The following is a 19,187-nucleotide window of genomic DNA, read 5'->3' as shown; positions in this document are numbered from 1 at the left end:
TGCGCCCCCAGTGGTGAATTTCCCGGCCCCTATTCTGCCGGACCGTTCAGGCCTCCACGCCTGATGGTCCCGGCATACCAGAGAGCGCTCTCTTTGGGAACTCTGACCTGGGTCTCGTAGTCGACGTGAACCAGCCCGAACCGCTTGCCGTACCCCCACGCCCACTCGAAGTTGTCCATCAGGGACCAGGCGAAGTACCCCTCCAGGGGGATCCCGGCCTCGATGGCGGCGTGGCAGGTGCGCAGGTGGGCGTCGAGGTAGTCCACCCGGTCACGGTCGTGGACGACGCCGTCGGGGCCCACGACGTCGTCGAAGGCCGCGCCGTTCTCGGAGATGACCAGCGGGACGCGCGGGTACTCGGTGGCCAGCCGGTGCAGGACCTCCAGCAGGCCCGAGTGGTCGATCTCCCAGCCCATGGCCGTCACGGGCCGTCCGCCCTCGACGAACGACACGTGCTCGCTGCCGACCCAGGGCGACCCGGTGTCGGTGGGCGCCGCCGCGGCCGACGCGGCGCCGCCGGGGGTACCCGAGACGGTGAACCGGCTGTAGTAGTTGATCAGCAGCTTGTCCAGCGGCGTTGAGATGAGCTCCATGTCCCCGTCGTGGACGAGCCCCGCGGGCCGGCCGAGGTCCTCCATGACGTCGTCCGGGTACTCGCCCTTGAGCAGGGCGTCCAGGAAGAAGCGGTTCTGCAGCCCGTCGATGCGGCGGGCGGCGTCCTGGTCGGCCTCCGAGGAGGTCTGGGGCGAGATCGCGTACAGGTTGACGCAGCCGCCGATGACGGTCTCCGGACGCTGGGCCCGGATCGCCTGCGCGGCCAGGCCGTGCGCGAGCAGGAGGTGGTGGGCGGCGTGTACGGCCTTGTCGGGCTCGCGCCGCCCGGGGGCGTGCTCGCCCGAGGCGTATCCGAGGAACGCCGAGCACCAGGGCTCGTTGACCGTGCTCCAGTTGCTCACCCGGTCGCCCAGCGCGTCGTGCACGGCCGCCGCGTAGTCGGCGAAGCGCTTCGACGTGTCCCGTGACGGCCAGCCGCCCGCGTCTTCCAGGGGCTGGGGCAGGTCCCAGTGGTAGAGCGTCACCCACGGGTCGACGCCCCGCGAGAGGAGCTCGTCGACCAGGCGGCTGTAGAAGTCGATGCCCCCGGGGTTGACGGCTCCGCGCCCCTCGGGCTGGATCCGGGGCCAGGAGATGGAGAACCGGTACGCGCCGAGGCCGAGTTCGGCCATCATCCGCACGTCGTCCCGATAGCGGTTGTAGTGGTCGATGGCGACGTCGGCGTGCTCGCCGTTCACCACCCGTCCCGGCTGCTTGACGAAGGTGTCCCAGATGGAGTGGCCTCGGCCGTCCTCCGACACCGCGCCCTCGATCTGGTATGCGGAGGTGGCCGCGCCCCAGACGAAGCTCGTCGGAAACATCAGATCCGAGGTCTGAATCCGCGTCTCTTGCGTGGTCACGCCTTGACCGCACCTTCCATGAGTCCGCCGACGATCTGGCGGCCGAACGCGATGAAAACGATGAACAGGGGCAGGACCGACGCCGCGGTGCCGGTGAACAGCATCACGTAGTCGGTTCCGTGGGCCTGGTTGAGCGCCGCGATCGAGGTCTGGACCACCGGGTTGTCCGGGTTCAGCACGATCAGCGGCCACATGAACTCGTTCCAGGTCTGCATGAAGACCAGGAGGGCGAGCACCGCCATTCCCGGCCGGAGCGCCGGGAGGATGACGCTCGTGTAGATGCGCATGGTGGAGGCGCCGTCGACGCGGGCCGCCTCGACCAGCTCGTCCGGCACCGCCTGGGTGGCGTACTGGGTCATCATGAAGACCCCGAAGCCGTTGACCAGGAAGGGCAGGATCACGGCCTTCAGTTGGCCGGTCCAGCCGAGGGTGACCATGAGCTCGTACAGCGGCACGACGCCCATCTGCTGGAGCGGGACCATCATCGTCAGCAGGATCAGGCCCAGCAGGATCTTGCTGCCCCGGAAGCGCAGCTTGGAGAAGGCGAAGCCGGCCAGGGTGGAGATCAGCACGACCGAGACGGTCACGGTGATCGAGACGATGGCCGAGTTCACCAGGCCGGTCATGAAGTAGGCGTCCTCGGTGGACAGCAGCCGCGCGATGTTCTCGCCGAGGTGGCCGCCGGGGAGCAGCGGCGGGGGTACGTCGATGGCCTCCTCGTTGGTCCGGGTGGCCATGATGAACATGTAGTAGATGGGGAACGCCGACAGCAGGAGGGCGAAGGCCAGGACGACCTTCGTCATCGGGCCGGCGTCCCAGATGCGGTTCCGCGCGGCCGACGGGCCCGAGGGCCGTCTGGAGTGCGCGGGAGGCCGCCGAAGCTGGGTGACCGTCACTTGGAACCCCCGATACGGCGGGTGAAGGAGTAGTTGATGAGCGTCCCGATGAGGATCAGCGCGAACAGCAGCCAGGCCGCGGCCGCGGCGTAGCCGAAGTCGAAGTCACGGAACGCCTCCTTGACGATGAACATCGCCACTGTCTGGTACTGGCCGGTGGCGCCGCCGCTCATCGTCGGGTTGCCGTCGAACATGACCGGCTCGGTGAACAGCGTCAGGCCGCCGATGGTGGAGATGAACACGGTGAAGATGATCGTGGGGCGCAGCATCGGGATGGTGATCTGCCAGAACTGCCGCCTGGGCGTGGCGCCGTCGATGGCGGCGGCCTCGTAGAGGTCCTTGGGGATGGTCTGCATGGCGGCCAGCAGGATGATCGCGTTGTAGCCGGTCCAGCGCCAGTCGATCATCGTGGAGATCGCGATCCACGAGGACCACTTCTCGTTCTGCCAGTTGATCGCGTCGACCCCGAAGAAGCTCAGGAACCAGTTGATCATGCCGTAGTCGCGCCCGTACAGCTGGGTGAAGACCACCGCGACGGCGACGACGGAGGTGATCAGCGGCAGCAGCACGCCGAGGCGGAAGAAGAGCCGTCCCCGGATGCGCTTGTTGAGCGCGTTGGCCAGCAGAAGGGCCAGGACGAGCTGCGGGATCGTCGACATGACGAACATGCCGAGGGTGTTGACCACCGCGTTCCAGAAGGCCTCGTCGGTGATCAGCTCGATGTAGTTGTCGAGGCCGACGAGGGTCTTGTCCCCGGCGAGCTCCCACTCGTGCAGCGAGACCCAGAGGGTGTAGCCGAGCGGGAAGACGCCGAAGATCGCGAAAAGCAGGAAGTACGGGGAGATGAGGAAGTAGGGGGTCGCCCGGAGGTCGAACCGGGCCCACCCACTGCCCCGCTCCGGTCCGCGGCGCCCCGCCGACCGGCGGGGGCCGGGCCGAGGTGGGGCGGCCGGGGAGTCGACGTGCAGTGTCATCGGTCAGAGCCTTTCAGCGGGGGCAGGCGACCGGCCCGGCAGCGGGATCACCGCCGCCGGGCCGATGCGGGTCGGTACGGGGATCAGCCCGCTGCCTTGACGCCGGCCTCAAGGAACTTGGTCCAGGCCTGGTCGTAGGGGACCGAGCCCTGGTCCATGCCCTCGAGGACCTTCTCCACCGAGGACTTGACCTGGGCGTGCTTCTCGCCGAGGAAGACGGGCAGCAGGTCCTTGACCGAGGCGCCGAAGATCTGGCCGGTCGGCGCGTCGTTGAAGAACGGGTTCTTCAGGTCGGCGACCGCCGGGTCCTGCTGCGCGGTGAGGGAGCTCGGGAAGGCCGCGGCCTCCTGGAAGGCCATGACGTGGCCCTCCTTGCCGGTGAGGTAGTTCAGGACCTCGGCGGCCTCCTTGGGGTGCTTGCTCTGCTTGGGAATGGCCAGGTAGGAGCCGCCCCAGTTGCCCGCGCCGCCGGGTACGGACGCGACGTCCCACTTGCCCTTGTTGTCGTCACCGGCCGCGCCGGAGACCACACCGAGCATCCAGGCCGGGCAGCCCATGGTCGCGAAGGCGCCCTTCTTGATCGCGGCGTTCCACGGCGGGGAGAACGAGGCGAGCTTGGCGGTCAGGCCCGCCTGGCTGAAGCTCTTCACCGTGTCGAAGGAGGTCTTGATGGCCGGGTTGGTCTCGATGACGAGCTGGTTGTTCTTGTCGAAGTAGGAGACGTTGCCGTTCTTCGGCGCCTCCTGCGACAGGATCACGTTGTAGAGGGTGTTCGGGCCGTCGATGAACTTGGGGTCGGTCTTGCCGGGGTTGGCGGCCTGGAACTTCTTCCCCACCTCCATGAAGGCGTTCCAGTCCGGCCAGAGCTTGCCGACCTCCTCGCGCTCGGTGGGCAGGCCCGCCTTCTCGAACAGGTCCTTGCGGTAGCACATGGTCATGCCGCCGATGTCGGTGCCCAGGGCGAAGAGCTTGTTGTCGGCGTTGATGCCGTTGTCCCACTTCGCCGCGGGGAAGTCGGCCTTGCGGCTGTCCAGACCGTGCTCGGCCAGGTCGGTGAAGAACTGCGGACGGGCCTTCATGAGGCCCATCGCACCCTCGTCCAGGGCGATGATGTCGGCCGCGCCGCTGCCGGCCTGCAGGCGCTGGAGCAGCTGCGGGAGGTAGACGTCCTCGAAACGGTCGGTCAGGTTCTGGTACTTGACCTGGATGTTCGGGTGGGCCGCGTTCCACGTCTCCACGGCCTTGTCGTAGCCGAAGTTCTCACCGCCGCCGAAGGTGTGCACGGTGATGGTCACCGGCTCGGCCGCGGCGGCGGAGCCGCCGCCCGCGGCGGGCTTGGCGGGCTCGCTGGAACTGCACGACGTGATGGCCAGGGCGGTGGCCGCCATGACCGCGACGGCGGCGAGCTTGCCGTGCCGCTTGTTGTTCAACATTCCGGACCCCTCTCAGGTGGTCGCCCGAATCATTGGGAGGCGACATCGCGGGCCGGTCCCCGACAAACGCGGGCCTCGCGACGAGGTCGTTCCTCAATGTGCTTTGGGAGCGCTCCCACGAAGAGTGGACGATGGGCAACCAGGACGTCAATATGCCGAAACTCAACCGTTACATCCGGGCGTTTTGGGTGGGACTAATGGCATGAAACCAGGGCAAACCTCTTATTGAGGTGATTGGGAGCGCTCCCATCTCATGGACATACAGTCGGGGCATTTCGTGTCCGTGAGGGATTCGCCGGGGGAGTCGCCACCGAGGCCACCCCCGGAGGGGGCGCCGGTGAGAGGCCGCGGGAGGGGTGTCAGGAGGGCTGTCAAAGAGGCGCCGGGGGAGGGCCGGGAGGGCGGACTCCGAGGAGGGCAGGTCGCGAGAGGGAACGCCGGCCGGGGAGGACGCCCGGGAGGGTGTGGAGACGCGGTCAGGGGCGCCGCTCGAACGAGCGGCGCCCCTGGGAGCGTGCGGACCGGCCCGCGTTCACCGGCGGGGGAGCCGGGGGCCCGCGCCATGGAGGTGACGCGGGTCGCGGGGGCGGGTCAGTTGGAGTAGACGGGGTAGCCGTAGCCGACGACCTGGGAGACCGGCCTGACGCGCTGCTCGACGTCGCCGTTGCCGGTGTTGCCCTCGATCGTGGTGATCGTGCCGTCGCCGTTGTCCTTCTTCACGAAGCCGACGTGGTCGATGCCGTCGATGCTCTTGCCGCCGGCCCAGTCGAAGTAGACGACGGCGCCGGGGGTGGGGACGGTGCCCCAGTGCTGGTTGTCCTTGAACCACTTGGCGTGGGCGACGGTGTAGGCGTCCCAGCCCATCGTGGGGCGGATGCCGGCCATCTCGCCGACCCAGGAGACGAACATCGCGCACCAGGGGGCGTTGGCGTAGTCGTACACCGTGTTGCCGCCGTCGCGGGCGAGGGTCTCCTTGGCGCGAGGGGAGGACATGTACCAGGAGTGGAACTTGGTTCCGCCGCCCTCGGCGTTCTCGCGGACGCCGATCTGCCGGGAGGCGATGTCCAGGACCTTCTGGGCGGAGACCTTGGGGAGACCCTCGGCCACGGCCTGGAGCGGGGTCTTCGCGGCCTTGGCGTTGGCGTCGGCGGGCGGTGCCTTCATGGGGGTGTGGGCGGCGGCCAGGGCGGCGGTGCCGCCGGTACCCGCCAGGGCGATACAGGCGCCCAGGACGGCGCAGGCCGCACGGGGGGTGGAGATGAGGCGATGCTTGGTCATGCGGGGGTTCGACTCCTTGCTTCGCTTCCATTCCGCCTACCGGGTTAGCTGACGGGTTCGGGCTGGGAAGTGCCCTACGGCGCACAGGTGCGCTGATTCACCCCAGGAACGTGGTTCCCCGGTTCCGCAAACCTCGCGGATTCGGCGGCCGTGCTCACCGTGGCGGAGGATTCCGCCGGGCGAAGCACAGTCGGGCAATGTGACGGCAATGCGCAGACCTATACAGACCTAGGCAATTGCCATCAATAGGGACGAACGTACGCCAAGAGGACAGACGAGTACAAGTAGGACACATTGCTCTGACTTGGTAATACGTCTGAATGGAGGGGGAGCGGCGGGGTGTCTCCCGAGGTGAGGGGAGGGGTGGATCGCGCCCGTTCCGCGGCGGCCGCGCCTCTCCCCGCCGGGCGGGAGAGCGCCCGGAATCCCCTGCGCCCACGGCGATCCAGGTTTTCGGGACCCGCCCGCGAGACGTCGGCGGGCGAGTGGTATCACGCGGGGGCGAGGTCCTTGATGAGAGGCGGGGTGCCCTCAGATTGTCGAACAAATATTCGATAGTAAAAAGTATACGGATGGTAGGGGTTCCCCCATGGAAGGGCCGGAGATCGTACGCGGGATCCGGCGGCTCGCGACCGTGCCCGGAAGGCGTTTTCGCAGCTCAAGAGGGTGAGGGTGGATCGCGACCGGGCCGCCGGCGGGTCTCGCCGCCCGAAGGGTAAAGAAGTGCGCCCCCGGAAGGGCTCGACGCCCGCGAAGGTAAAGGCGCGAGGTAAAGGAACACGCTTTCCAGGAGGCCTCGCCGCCCGCGAACGGTAAAGGCGCGCGGGGTGAGGGAACGCGTCTCCGGGAGGTGTTCGCCGCCCGCCGGGAGCGAGGGAACACGCCTTCGCGCCTTCGCGCCTGCGGGTTTTCGCGCCTTCGCGCTCTCGGGCCTTCGGGCCTTCGGGCTTGCGGGCCTTCGCGCTCTCGGGCCTTCGGGCTTGCGGGCCTTCGCGCCAGAGCGGGCGCCAGGCTCTCCGGGTTTCAGGCCCTCGGGCTCACGGGCTCACGGCCTCACGGGCTCACGGGCTCACGGCCTCAGGTCTCAGGTCTCCGAGCCGGACCACGCGCGAAACAGCGGGAGCAGGAACCGGTCGACCGTCTCCTCGGCGAACTCCCGGTCCAGCGGCTTCCCGGTGAAGAACAGCCGGTACCACACCAGCGCCTCGGTGATCTTCCTGAGCTCCGCCGGGTCAACCGGTCCCGGCAACTCGCCGCGCTCCCTGGCGCGGTCGAGTAGCGGGGTGGTGCCCGTGATGTCGGCGCGGGGCACGTTGTCGCGCAGGGCGGCGGCCAGGTCGGGGGAGGTGAGGATCGCGGGGAACAGGCCGAAGATCATCGTGTGTTTCCGCTCCAGGATCCGGCAGAACCCGTCCACGACCTCGACCAGGTCCCCGCGCATCGACCCGGTGTCGGGCGGCGGCGCGACCTCGATCTTGAGGTGGTTGCAGATCAGGTCCACGACCAGCGCCTCCTTGCCCGGCCAGCGACGGTAGATCGTGGCCTTGCTGGCGCTGGCCCGCCTGGCGATCTGGTCGACGGACATCCGGTCGTATCCGACCTCGGACAGCAGCTCCAGAGTCGCGTCGAGGATCGCCCGTTCCCGCGCGGGATCGAGACGCAAGGTGCCTCCGATGGTTCACGAGTGCTGCCTGATGTCCCAGAATCGTACGCCGGTCAGCTCCTGCGACCTCTCCCAGAGCCTCGCGGCCACGGCCGCGTCCAGCGCCTTCGGCGAGGGGCGCAGCACCTTCGGCCCCGGCCCGACGTACTGCCCGCCCCTCGCCTCGGGGGAGGTCGCGGCGTACAGGGACGGCAGGGCGCCCTTGGCGGGCGGCTGCACCGCCAGGCGCAGCAGGGCGTTGAGGGGGCGGGTGAGGACGCCCACCTTCATGATGCCGGTGGCCGTCATGCCCGGGTGGGTCGCCAGGCTCAGCAGGGGCGCTCCGGAGGCGTCGGCGCGGCGCTGCAGCTCCAGGGCGAACAGCAGGTTGGCCAGCTTGGAACGGCCGTAGGCGGAGAACCTGCCGTACCGGCGGTCGAGAGCCAGGTCGTCGAAGTCGATCGCACCGACGGAGTGGGCGTCGCTGGAGACCGTGACCACCCGGGCGGCGGGGGCGGCCAGCAGGCGCGGCATGAGCAGCCCGGTCAGGGCGAAGTGCCCCAGGTGGTTGACGCCGAACTGGGTCTCGAAACCGTCGACGGTGGTCCGCCGGGGCATCGGGCCCACCCCGGCGTTGTTGACCAGCAGGTCGAGCGGCCCGTCGACCGTCTCGGCGAACGCGCGCACCGAGCCGAGGTCGGCCAGGTCGAGCGCCCTCACCTCGGCCGCCGCCCCCGGCGCCGCCGCCCTGATCGTGTCGAGCGCGGCCCGGCCCCGGTCCGCGTCGCGCGCGGTCAGGATGACCCGGGCGCCGTGCCTGGCCAGCTCGAGCGCCGTCGGCACGCCGATGCCGCCGCTCGCCCCGGTGACCACCGCGACGGAGCCGGTCAGGTCGGGGATCTCGTCGGTTGTCCACATCGCTCGCTCCTCGTGGCGGATTGACGGACGAATCGGGGATGGATCACGTGGTGTACGAAACGGTTCCGTACACCACGGTAAAGGCCGGAAAGATCACCTGCAAGCGCGCGTGGTCGGCTGTTCACCCGCAGTTCCCAAGCGCTTAAGGCCGCCGGGTTAGGTTGTGGCAGTCGTGAACGGGTCATCGCCCGGCGTGGAGGACGGTCGAGACCACGCGCGGGAGCAGGGTTCGGCCATTGCCTGGGTGGAATCCCCGTTGCAGATGCTCTGTGCGGTGGAGGCCCACCATGCCGGGCTGCTCGGTGCCCGCAGTCACCTCGTGCCCAGGGCGAAACTCCGCCCGCTGGCCGTGACGGGCGGCGAGCTCGGACGTCTCACCCTGCCGAGAGGGCTGGAGCTCACCGCGGCCCAGCCGGACATGCCCCGGCCCCGCCGGGGCGAGACGTGGGCGGTGGGTGACGCCTTCTCCGGCAAGGTCCAGTTCCGCTGGCTCACCGCGCTCCCCGGCCGGATCGTGATCGTCGACGACGGGCTCGCCACCATCAGGCTCCTGGAACTGCTCACCGGCAGGGTGGGAACGCCCCTGCTGAGGGCCAGGGGGAAGGCCGGAAGGCTCAGGACCGCCCTCGGTGTGGCGGCCGGGCTCAGGCTGCGCGCCGCCGCCCGCGCGGGGCGGCTGTCGATCTTCACCGCGCTGCCCGTCCCCCCCGACCTGGCGAAGGCCGTACGCGCCAGGGGAGCCGAGCTGGTCACCCACGACTTCGCCTGGCTGCGGTCGCAGCCGCTGCGCCGGCCCCGTCCCGAGGAGCGCACCGTCGTCCTCGGCACCTCGCTGGTGCGCAACGGCCTGATCCATCGCGACCGCTACTTCACCTGGCTGGCCGGGCTCGGCTCGACCGAGCCGGTGGCCTACTTCCCGCACCGCCGGGAGGACCCCAACGACCTCGCCCGGGTCGGGGAGCAGCCGGGGATCACCGTCTATGACGGCGGTATCCCCGCCGAGATGACCCTGCGCGGGCTGGCCGCCGAGCAGCGGGTGCTGAGCCTGCCGTCCACCGCGGTCACCTCCCTGCGGGTCCTGCTCTCGGCCCGGGGCGTCGCCGTGGAGACGGTGGACGTCCCCGACGAGTGGTGGACGGCCGAGGCGGCGCCGTCACTCCGCTCCCACCTGTCGAGGTTCGCCCACCATGACACGGGAGTCACCGGGTCATGACCCCAGGGCCGAGGCCCGGTGGGCTCGCCGCTCGCGGGACGCGCGCCGTGCCGCCTCCCCACAAACGAATCCTCTCCACACACGAAACCGGGGGATTCCCCGTCGGAGGTTCTCTTTGAAGGTCCTGGCCGTGGCCGACTCTGACTCCTACCTGAAGTGGGCGGCCTGCCTGCTGAGGGACCTGCCTTCGGGCTGCGAGACGGAGCTGGCGGTCATCCGCACCCCCATCACCCCGTCGCCGGCGCAGATCCACGCCGCCGTCGCGGGTTCGGCGGCCGATCCGCCCGTGCTGTCGGCCCGCGCGCTGCGCCGGGCCGCGGAGCGTTTCAGGCCCGACGTGGTGCTCGTCGCCTGCACGGGGCCCGTGGTGGACGTACTGGCCGGAGACGTGCTGGCCGGGTTGCGGCCCCGGCCGGTGTTCGTCTCGGGGCTGCCGGGCATCTCCGTCCCGGCCACCGAGAAGGCGTGGCTGTTCCGCAGCGGATGCGACCTGTTCGTGCTGCACAGCGGCCGGGAGGTCGAGGAGTTCTCGGAGATCGGCCGCAGGCTGGGTGGGGGCGGCGAGGTCGGGCTGGCCCGGCTGCCGTTCCTGCGCGGTGGCGCGGAGATCCCGGCCACCGGGCCGCGCGACCGGGTGGTGTTCGCCACCCAGGCCAAGGTGCCCAAGCGCAGGGAGGAGCGCGAGCGCGTCCTGCTCGCCCTGGCCGAGCTGGCCCGGCGGCGGCCGGACCTGGACGTCGTCGTCAAGCTCCGCGCCCTGGACACCGAGCGCCAGACCCACAACGAGCGTTACCACTACCAGCGCCTGTGGCAGTCGCTCGCCGAGGAGGGCCGGGTGCGCGCCGAGGCCGTGCGCTTCGCGGTGGGGCCCATGCACGAGCACCTGGCCCACGCGGCCGGGTTCGTCACCGTCAGCTCGACCGCCGCGCTGGAGGCGATCGCCCAGGAGGTGCCGCTCCTGGTGCTGTCGGACTTCGGGGTGGGCGCCGAGATGATCAACCTGGTCTTCGAGGACAGTGGCCTGCTCGGCACCCTCGACGACCTCTCGGCCGGGCGTTTCCTGGACCCGGACGACGCCTGGTGCAAGGTCAACTACTTCCACCCCGGCGGCGAGAGCGACTGGGTGTCGCGGATGGTCTCCCTGGTCGGGCAGGCCCGCTCCGGGCGCCTCGTCCCGGCGAAGTCCCTGCTCGAAGGCGCCGAGTACGCCGCCGCCCGCCGCCGCGCCCGCATGCGCGTGGAGGTGCCGCCGAACGTGCTGCGCGTCGGCTACCGCGCCAAGCGCCGGATGCGCCGCTACCTCAAGGCGTTCGGCTAGGAACCGTCACCGGTCAGCGGCGCAGGGTGAGCCGGAAGGTGCAGCCGTCGCCGGCCGGCCGGGGAGGATCCAGCGTGAGGTCGCCGCCGTGGGCCAGCGCGATCTGCTTGGCGATCGGCAGGCCGAGCCCGGTGCCGGGGACGTCGCGCCGGCCACGCCAGAAGCGCTCGAAGACGTGTTCCCGTTCGTCGGCGGGGATGCCGGGGCCGTGGTCGGTCACGGCCACCGCCGCCGCGGTGCCGGTGACCTCGACGTCGATCTCCACCCTCGATCCGGCCGGGGCGTACCTGATCGCGTTGTCGACGAGGTTGGAGATCGCGCGGCTCACGGTGGGCTCGTCGACGGAGCACACGGCGGCGGGCGGGCCGGTGACCGACAGGCCGATCTCCTTCTTGGCCGCCAGCACGCCGGCGTGCTCGACGACGCCGCGTACCAGCGTCATCAGGTCGGCCGGTCGCCGGTCGACGGCGCGGGCCCGTGCGCGGGCGTCGACCAGCAGGTGGTCGATCGTCGTCTGGAGCCGTTCGGACGCCTCTCGCGAGCGTTGCAGCCCTCGCCGGTAGATCTCGACGGTGGGCGCGGGGTGATCGAGGAGCACCTCGGCGTTGGTCATCAGTACCGACAGCGGTACGCGCAGCTCGTGGCTGGTCTCGTCGATCAGCCGCCACTGCGTCGCGGAGGCCTGTTCCAGACGGTCGAGCATGGCGTCGAAGGCGGCGGCCAGCGACATCACCTCGGCCGGCCCGCGGTCGAGGGCGATACGCCGGCTCAGGTCGGTTCCGCCGATGTCGTCGGCCGCCGCACGGATCCGCTCGATCGGGGCCGTCGCCCGGCCCGCCCACCACCAGGCCAGCGCGGCGGCGGCCGGAGCGAGGGCGAGGATGGTCCAGGTGACCCACGCCGACCTGTGCGTGGACACGCTCTCCACGTTCTCCACGCCGTCGAGCACCTGGAGGGTCGTCTCGGTGTCGGTCACGAGGATCACGCCGAACAGCAGGAGAGCCGGAAGGTAGATCGCGAGGAATCCGAGCACGGCCAGGCGCGCGCGCAGCGACCGCCAGGGACGGGTCATGGTGGAGGCCTCTTCAGCCGGTAGCCGACGTTGGTGATCGTGAAGATCAGGGGAGGGTCGCCGAGCTTCCTGCGCAACCGGCTGAGGATGACCCGTACCGAGGCGGTGAAGGGGTTGGCGTGGGCGTCCCACACGTGCTCCAGCAGGTCCTCGGCCGAGAGCGTCGCACCGGGATGGTGCATGAAACAGCGCAGCAGCGCGTACTCGCGCGAGGTGAGATCGAGCTCGACGCCGGATCGCCAGACCCGGTGAGCGGTCAGGTCGAGCGTCAGCTCGCCCACCCGCAGGACCGATCCGTGCTCGTCGCCGCGGCGGCCCAGTGCCCGCAGGCGGGCGACGAGCTCGGTGAAGTGGAACGGCTTGACGAGATAGTCGTCGGCACCGGCGTCCAGCCCGGCCACCCGGTCGGCGACGGCGTCGCGGGCGGTCAGCACGAGCGTGCGCCGGGGCCGGTGCAGATCGGGATCGAGGGCGAGCCGGCGCACGAGGTCGAGCCCGTCACCGTCGGGCAGGGAAAGGTCGAGGCAGGCCACGTCGTAGGCCGTGGTCCGCAGCGCCTCCTCCGCCTCGAGGCAGGTCGCCGCCAGGTCGACCGCGTACGACTCGTTGCGCAGGCCGAGGGCGACCAGCTCGGCCAGATCGGGGTCGTCCTCGACGATCAGGATGCGCACGGCACGTCAGCCGGTCCGTCGTGCGGTCGATTCCCCGTCCGCCCGGGAGACGACCAGGTTCCGGTCCCGGAAGGAGAGGCTCACCCGCGGTCCGGTGCCGGCCGGGTCGTCGGGGCGATAACGGCCGTCTCCGGAGGCGACGAAGGTCAGCTCCGGGGGTTTCGCGGGAACCTCGGCCGCCTCGACGCCCCCTCGCTCGTTGACGGCGTACCAGCCGAGGACCGGCCGTGTTCCCGCGGTGATGGTGACGTAGGTGCGCACCTCACTGCCGCCGGTCACGGTGCCGGCCAGGGTGACGCCGCCCAGGGGCCCGAGGGCGGCGGCCAGGGACGCCCGCTCCTTGCGGCCCTCCCGCGTCCGCCCGGCCAGCAGCGCCAGCACGCGCTCGTCGTGCCCGCGCGGGTCGCCGGCGGTGGACCCGCTGGGCGGGAACAGCGCCGTGACGGCGTCAGGGCCGGTGGCGGAGACCGTCACCTTGCCGGCGGCCGTGCTCACGTCGAAGGAACCTCCCGTCTCCAGCTCGTACGATCCGACGATAGCGGCGAGATCGCCGCCGCCGCGGGCCGCGCCGGTGGGGGTGGGCAGCGGGCCGCCGGTGAGCAGGGCCGGGCCCACCGCCCGCAGCAGATCCTCAGCGCTCACCTTCGGCGCGTTGGCCGATATCGCGACCACCCGCTCCTGCCCGGGGATCCACGCGACGGTGGTGTTGTGGCCGACGTCGCCGCCGCCCCCCGCCGCGGCCAGGAACGGTTCGCCGAACAGTGACTTCTCGAACGCCACCCATCCCGGGGTCTCGGATCTGCCGCCGCCCAGATCGCGCCCCGGCCTGCCGATGGCCTCGGCCGATCCGCGGGAGAGCAGCCGCCCGGTGAACAGGGCGTGCGTCCAGGTCGCCAGATCCCGCATGGTCATGGCGAGGCCGCCGTTGCCCTCCGTCGCCCAGTACGGTCCGCCGAAACCGCCCGAACGGCCGGTCGTGCCGTTGTCGAGCCGGCCGATGGCCCGGGGGCCGGCCACGGCCGGCTCACCCTCCCAGAATCCCCCCGCGACCCGGCCGCCGGGCAGCCGCAGGAGTCTCGCGGCCAGGTAGGCGCGGAAACTCCTGCCGGACGCCTTCTCGACGATGAGCGCCAGTAACGTGTAGCCGGCGTTGGAGTACAGATAGCCGCCGCCCGGCTTGAAAGCCGGCTCCAGCGCGCCGATCGCCGCCAGCGCGGCGTCCCGGTCGAGCGGCTCGTAGTCGCCGTCGCCGTGCGAGCCGTTGAGCCCGCTGGTGTGCAGCAGCAACTGCCTGACCGTCGCCTTGGCCACGGCACCGTCCAGCTCGGGCAGGATCCGCCCCACCCGGTCGTCGAGCGACAGCCTCCCCTCCTCCACCAGGGCGAACACGGCCGCCGCGGTGAACGCCTTGGTGACCGATCCGATGCTGAAGACCGTCTCCGGCGTGTTCGGCCTTCCCGTGGCGTCGTCCGCCGTGCCGTAGGCGGCGAGGCACTCGACCCTGCCGCCTTTCAGGATCGCGATCGATCCGCTGAACCCGGCCCTGGCCCAGGCGCCGAACGCCGTGTCCAGCCGGTGATCGCACCGCGTCGCGGCGGTGCCCGCGGCCTGTCGCGGACGCGGGCCGTCCGGGCCGGCGCCACACGCCGCCAAGGTCGCCGTCGTCAGCACGACGGCGGTGATCGCTGGAAAAGATTTTCGCATGAGGGCGAAACTAGGCTCCCCCCTGCAAACCTGATGTGAACGGCTCCGCGAGAGCCGGGTCCCGCCCGGCGCGGTGACCGCGAACGCCCACCGGCCGCCGCCGTGGCGGGGCCGGACCTAGGGGAACGCCTTCGACAGGCGGTTGCGGAGCCTGCCCAGGGGACTCCGTTCCCTGGCGGCGGCCTGGGAGGCGATCAGGTCCAGGGCGCCGAGGCGCTGGCGCTTGAAGTAGCGGGCGGGGCCGTGCGTCTCCAGATAGGCGGCGGCGCTCTCGCGCAGCCCCGGATACACCTCGGCCTGCATGCAGTAGCCGACCGCGCTCACCAGGGCGGGAAGATCCACCGGCGGCGGTTCCTCCAGCGAGCCGTCCGCCGACAGCCGCGGCAGCAGGGCGTCGGTGACGGTGGCCGGGATCCGGTTGCTGTTCTCGTACGGGGTGAGCCGCTCCAGGACCATCTCGCCGCCCACCGTCGCCACCGGCAGCCCGAAGTACCGGCTCGCGGTGATCAGGGCGGTGGAGAAGCAGCCGACCACGAGCTCGGGCCTCAGCGCCGCGAAACACGACTCGGCGGGTACGGTCTCGGCCACCACCTCCAGCTCGACGCCCAGCTCGGCGGCCGTCTCGCGCAGCTGCTGGGCGTGCCTGCGCCCGGCGGCCGGGTGCGGCTTGAACAGCACGCCGCGAAACCCCCTGGCGACGAGGCCGCGCAGCATGTCGGCGTGCAGCCGCGCCTCCTCCTCGGGGGTGACGATGTCGAGGGCGGACAGATACTGCCCGAGGATCATCGCCGGGCCGCCGGGAGAGGCGCCGGCCTCCCCGCCGACCCCCCCGATCACGTCGAGGAAGGCCCGGTCGGGAAGGGTCTCGGCGGGAACCCCGTACTCCGACAGCAGCAGCGGCGTCAGGCCGGGGACCAGGTCGAGGTGGAGCAGGCGGGTGATCCGGCCCGAGATCTCCAGCGGCAGCGGGTCGCGGGTCGGGCCGTAACTCATCAGGCCGTCGGAGTAGACCGAGATCGGGCAGTCCTTGACCAGTCCTCCCAGGGTCCTGCCCGGGGGGACCGCGATGGACTCCAGAATCAGCTCGGCGGGCCCGTCGCCGAGGGACAGGTGCGAGCCGACCAGGCGGCTCAGCATCGGCACCTCGATGACGCGCGCCTTCCAGTCCGAGGGGTGCAGCGGGGCCACGATCTCGTTCCACGAGTAGAGCTCGTCGAAACGCGATCGCAGCGCGGCGAAACCCGGGGTCTCGTCCAGGGACGGGGTGATCTCCGGGATGGCCGCGTTGTTGGACACCAGCAGGATCCGGCGCCCCTCGCGGGGACCGAAGCGGCCGTCGTCGATCGCCGCCGCCAGCGTCATCGCGCCGAACAGGGTCGAGGCGTAGAACAGCTGCGTCATCAGCCCTCCAGGAGTCTCTGCAGGATCTGGTCGCGTTCCGGATCCAGACGGGTCTCGGCGAGCAGGTCCGCGGGCAGCCGCCTCAGGGTCGCGGCGCCGCGCTCCTCGAAGCGGGCTCGGAGCTCGGGGGAGAACCGCTCGCCCATCTCCAGGTGGTGGGCCAGGAGCGCGCGGAACATGCGCACCGCCTTGGGCATGAGCTCCTCCTCCAGACCCTCGAAGACCATGTCGAAGGCGTCGAAGAAGTGCAGCTGCCTGGCGTCGCCGATCTGCGTCAGCGAGCCCGCCACCATCCGCCGGTAGAACAATCCGGCCAGCGACACCACCGCGAACGAACCCGCGCCGCGGTGCAGCCGCCAGATCCACGGCCTGTCCTCGGCGGTGTGCAGGTGCCCGGGGAAGGTCAGCAGGTCGCCGAGGTCGCGGCGGTAGATCCCCGCCCAGGCGTACGGATAGTCGACCATGGTCTTCGACCGGGCGGGCAGGATGTGGTCGCGCGGCTTCAGCACCACCTCCCGGGTGGCGAGCGGCGCCCGGTGGATCACCCGCTTCCTGCCCTCCACCTGGACGTGGTCGACCCGGACGAAGTCGCAGCCGAGCCGCTCGATCGCCCCGACCAGGTCCTCCAGGTATCCGGGCGCGAGCCAGTCGTCGCCGTCCATGAAGGTCAGGTAGCGGCCGGAGGCCAGGGACACCCCGAGATTGCGCGCGTCGGCCAGCCCGACCGGCGCGTCGTTGTGCAGCACGACCAGACCGGGCAGGTCGTCGCGGAAGTCCTCGACGATCTGCCCGGTCGCGTCTGTCGATCCGTCGTCCACCACGATGAACTCGAAGTCCCGGCGCGCGTTCCTGACAAGCGAGGTCAACGCGTCACCGATGTAGGCCTCCGCGTCCCGCACCGGGACGACGACGGACAGCTTGATCAAGTTGTTCTTCCCATCTCCGATCAGAGGTTCACACGGTGACGCGGCGCAGGCGCGACTTGGGAGCCTCCTCGCCGGGGAAGACTCGCTTGACGCCGTCGCCCAGGGCGGTCTCGATGATCCGGATGTCGCGGACCAGGTGCTCCAGACCGGCCGGCTCCAGCGAGGCGGCGTGGTCGGAGCCCCACATGGTGCGGTCGAGCGTGATGTGCCGCTCCACGGTCACCGCGCCCAGGGTAACCGCCGCGAGCGAGATCTGCAGGCCGCGCTCGTGGCCGGAGTAGCCGACCGGCACGCCGTACCGCTCCTGGAGGGTGACGATCGCGCGGAGGTTGGCCTCCTCGGGAGGAAGCGGGTAGGTGGAGGTGGCGTGCATCATCACCAGCTTGGAGGTGCCGAGGATCTCCACCGCCTGGTCGATCTCCTCCAGCGTGGACATGCCGGTGGACAGGATGAGCGGCTTGCCGGTCGAGGCGAGCGCGCGGAGCAGCTCCAGGTCGGTCACGCTGGCCGAGGCGATCTTGTGGGTGACCACGTTCATCGACTCGAGGAACTCCACCGACGGCACGTCCCACGGGGAGGCGAACCAGTCCAGGCCGCGCTCCTGGCAGTGCTTGGCGATCTCGGTGTACTCCTTCAGGCCGAACTCGGTCCTGATCTTGTACTCCATGTAGGTCATCTCGCCCCACGGCGTCTGCCGGATCTGGCTGCGCTGCTCCATCGGCACGCAGATCTCCGGCGTGCGCTTCTGGAACTTGACCGCCTGGCAGCCCGCCTCGGCGGCCACGTCGATCAGCTTGCGCGCGATGTCCAGGTCGCCGTTGTGGTTGATGCCGATCTCGGCGATCATGTAGACCGGCTGGCCGGCGCCGACCAGCGCGTCACCGATCTGGACGGGCTTGGCGACGGGGGTGAGCCGCAGCTCGGCGCGGGGCGCGGGAGCGGTGGCGACCTCCTCCAGCGGGCGGGCCGCGAGGACCCGGTCACACAGTTCCCGTACGGCCCCGGCCCCTCCGGCCCTGGTCAGCACGGTCCTGGCGGCGGCGCGGACCCTGGGGTGGGCGTCGGGGACCGTGACGGGCCAGCCGACGTCGCTCATCGGGCCCAGGTCGTTGACGTCGTTGCCGACGTACGCGACGCGGGCCGGGTCGATCCCCTCGATGGCGAGCCAGTCGCGCAGCACGGTCCGCTTGTCGGTCAGTCCCTGCAGGACGGGCACGCCGAGCTTGCGGGCGCGGGCCGCGACCACCGGGTTGTGCTCGGTGGACATGATCATCAGCTTGACGCCGGAGCGGCGCAGCAGCGAGATGCCCATGCCGTCGGAGCGGCTGACCGCGACCATCTCGCGGCCGTCCTGGTCGACGTAGGCGCGGTCGTCGGTGTGCACGCCGTCGAAGTCGGTGATCACCGCGTCCACGTCGATCGGCTCGGGCTCGTCGACGAAGGGCGCCAGCGCCCGCACGATCTCCAGGTCCTCAGGGGTGTCGACCTCGATGGCGTGGCGCGAGGGCACCTGCTGCACGGCGACGGCGCCGAAGAAGCGGTGGCCGTGCTCGCGCAGGCCCTCGGTGCGCATCACGTAGAACGCGCCGGTCTCGCGGAAGTGCGGCTCGCGGTCCTGGCGGCGGGGGCGGTGGGACGGGTCGTGGTTGACGCCCGCGCCGTTGGCGCTCCACAGGAACTCGTGCGTCTCCAGCCCGGAGAACACCACGTCGGCGCTGCCGTCCAGGACCTTGGAGATCGCGCTGTCCAGGTCGGCGGGGTCGATGAACGCGCTGGTGCACTGCACCAGGACGACCACGTCGGGGACCTCGGACACATGGTCGAGCGCGTGCAGCACGGCGGACTCGCTGGAGGCGGTCGCGCCGCTCAGCTCTCCCGGCCGGTCGATCACGGTCGCGCCCGCGGCGCGGGCCACCTCGGCGATTCCCTCGTGGTCGGTGCTGACCACGACCTCGTCGACCAGCTCGGCGCGCACGCAGGCCCGTACCGCACGGGCGACCAGGGGACTGCCGCCCACCGAGGCCAGGTTCTTCAGGGGAACCCCCACCGAACCTCCACGGGCGGGGACAACGGCCAGGACTCGCAAGGTGGCTCCTCATGACATACGGCGAACGCCCCTGAGCTGGGGTGTCATAGGAACCTAGCCACGGGGGTGACCGGAAAGGGGTGTCTGAGCTGAACGTCCAGAGTCGTCCGTCTTAACTTTCCGCTCCACCGGGAGCCCCAGCCGGGACGCGTCGCGGACGGCATCGGACGGCGCGCGCGACCACCCTCCGTACAGGGCGCG

At 70.7% G+C, this 19,187-nt stretch carries 15 protein-coding genes and 1 riboswitch; of the genes, 2 read left to right on the top strand and 13 right to left on the bottom strand.

Annotation, left to right across the window (positions count from 1 at the left end):
- Positions 1–29 precede the first annotated feature (29 nt).
- From ACSDR0_RS08350 to ACSDR0_RS08320, 7 genes are all read right to left on the bottom strand, one after another.
- A complete protein-coding gene (locus ACSDR0_RS08350; RefSeq protein WP_435288377.1) occupies positions 30–1,415 on the bottom strand; it encodes a GH1 family beta-glucosidase in 1,386 nt (461 codons plus the stop codon).
- A 35-nt stretch (positions 1,416–1,450) separates the two neighbouring features.
- A complete protein-coding gene (locus ACSDR0_RS08345) occupies positions 1,451–2,257 on the bottom strand; it encodes a carbohydrate ABC transporter permease (protein ID WP_435288170.1) in 807 nt (268 codons plus the stop codon).
- 89 nt (positions 2,258–2,346) lie between these two features.
- Positions 2,347–3,324: a carbohydrate ABC transporter permease gene (locus ACSDR0_RS08340; protein WP_435288169.1), complete on the bottom strand. Its 978-nt coding sequence runs from the start codon at positions 3,322–3,324 to the stop codon at positions 2,347–2,349.
- Between the two features lie 83 nt (positions 3,325–3,407).
- A complete protein-coding gene (locus ACSDR0_RS08335) occupies positions 3,408–4,757 on the bottom strand; it encodes an ABC transporter substrate-binding protein (RefSeq protein WP_435288168.1) in 1,350 nt (449 codons plus the stop codon).
- Positions 4,758–5,348: 591 nt separating this feature from the next.
- A complete protein-coding gene (locus tag ACSDR0_RS08330; RefSeq protein ID WP_435288167.1) occupies positions 5,349–6,035 on the bottom strand; it encodes a CHAP domain-containing protein in 687 nt (228 codons plus the stop codon).
- Positions 6,036–6,053: 18 nt separating this feature from the next.
- Positions 6,054–6,192, bottom strand: a riboswitch (cyclic di-AMP (ydaO/yuaA leader).
- Between the two features lie 927 nt (positions 6,193–7,119).
- Positions 7,120–7,698 (bottom strand): TetR/AcrR family transcriptional regulator, encoded by a 579-nt coding sequence (locus tag ACSDR0_RS08325; protein ID WP_435288166.1) that lies wholly within the window; start codon positions 7,696–7,698, stop codon positions 7,120–7,122.
- 15 nt (positions 7,699–7,713) lie between these two features.
- Positions 7,714–8,595: an oxidoreductase gene (locus ACSDR0_RS08320; RefSeq protein WP_435288165.1), complete on the bottom strand. Its 882-nt coding sequence runs from the start codon at positions 8,593–8,595 to the stop codon at positions 7,714–7,716.
- A 274-nt stretch (positions 8,596–8,869) separates the two neighbouring features.
- Here ACSDR0_RS08320 and ACSDR0_RS08315 point away from each other — a divergent pair, with 274 nt between their 5' ends.
- On the top strand, positions 8,870–9,808 hold the full coding sequence (locus ACSDR0_RS08315; RefSeq protein WP_435288164.1) for a hypothetical protein: 939 nt from the start codon (positions 8,870–8,872) through the stop codon (positions 9,806–9,808).
- A gap of 130 nt (positions 9,809–9,938) precedes the next feature.
- Positions 9,939–11,126, top strand: a complete 1,188-nt coding sequence (locus tag ACSDR0_RS08310; RefSeq protein ID WP_435288163.1) for a DUF6716 putative glycosyltransferase — start codon at positions 9,939–9,941, stop codon at positions 11,124–11,126.
- 13 nt (positions 11,127–11,139) lie between these two features.
- Here the strand turns inward: ACSDR0_RS08310 and ACSDR0_RS08305 are convergent, their stop codons facing one another.
- The 6 genes from ACSDR0_RS08305 to ACSDR0_RS08280 form a co-directional block, all read right to left on the bottom strand.
- Complete coding sequence (locus tag ACSDR0_RS08305) at positions 11,140–12,198, bottom strand: HAMP domain-containing sensor histidine kinase (RefSeq protein ID WP_435288162.1); 1,059 nt, start codon at positions 12,196–12,198, stop codon at positions 11,140–11,142.
- Positions 12,195–12,869: a response regulator transcription factor gene (locus ACSDR0_RS08300; protein WP_435288161.1), complete on the bottom strand. Its 675-nt coding sequence runs from the start codon at positions 12,867–12,869 to the stop codon at positions 12,195–12,197. Before ACSDR0_RS08300 ends, ACSDR0_RS08305 begins: the two co-directional genes overlap by 4 nt.
- 6 nt (positions 12,870–12,875) lie before the next feature.
- Positions 12,876–14,573 (bottom strand): serine hydrolase domain-containing protein, encoded by a 1,698-nt coding sequence (locus ACSDR0_RS08295; protein ID WP_435288160.1) that lies wholly within the window; start codon positions 14,571–14,573, stop codon positions 12,876–12,878.
- Between the two features lie 117 nt (positions 14,574–14,690).
- Entirely contained in the window at positions 14,691–15,974 is a 1,284-nt protein-coding gene (locus tag ACSDR0_RS08290) for a polysialyltransferase family glycosyltransferase (protein WP_435288159.1), read from the bottom strand.
- Positions 15,974–16,900: a glycosyltransferase family 2 protein gene (locus ACSDR0_RS08285; RefSeq protein WP_435288158.1), complete on the bottom strand. Its 927-nt coding sequence runs from the start codon at positions 16,898–16,900 to the stop codon at positions 15,974–15,976. The genes ACSDR0_RS08290 and ACSDR0_RS08285 overlap by 1 nt, the downstream gene beginning before the upstream one ends.
- Before the next feature lie 28 nt (positions 16,901–16,928).
- Positions 16,929–18,986 carry an N-acetylneuraminate synthase family protein gene (locus ACSDR0_RS08280; RefSeq protein WP_435288157.1) on the bottom strand — a complete coding sequence of 686 codons (2,058 nt, stop codon included), beginning with the start codon at positions 18,984–18,986 and terminating at the stop codon, positions 16,929–16,931.
- Positions 18,987–19,187 lie beyond the last annotated feature (201 nt).

This window comes from Streptosporangium sp. G11 (genome assembly GCF_051192615.1).
In the GTDB taxonomy this organism is placed as follows: Bacteria; Actinomycetota; Actinomycetes; order Streptosporangiales; family Streptosporangiaceae; genus Streptosporangium.
Note: the sequence above shows the minus strand (reverse complement) of the source record. Positions and strands in the feature narration are given on the sequence as shown.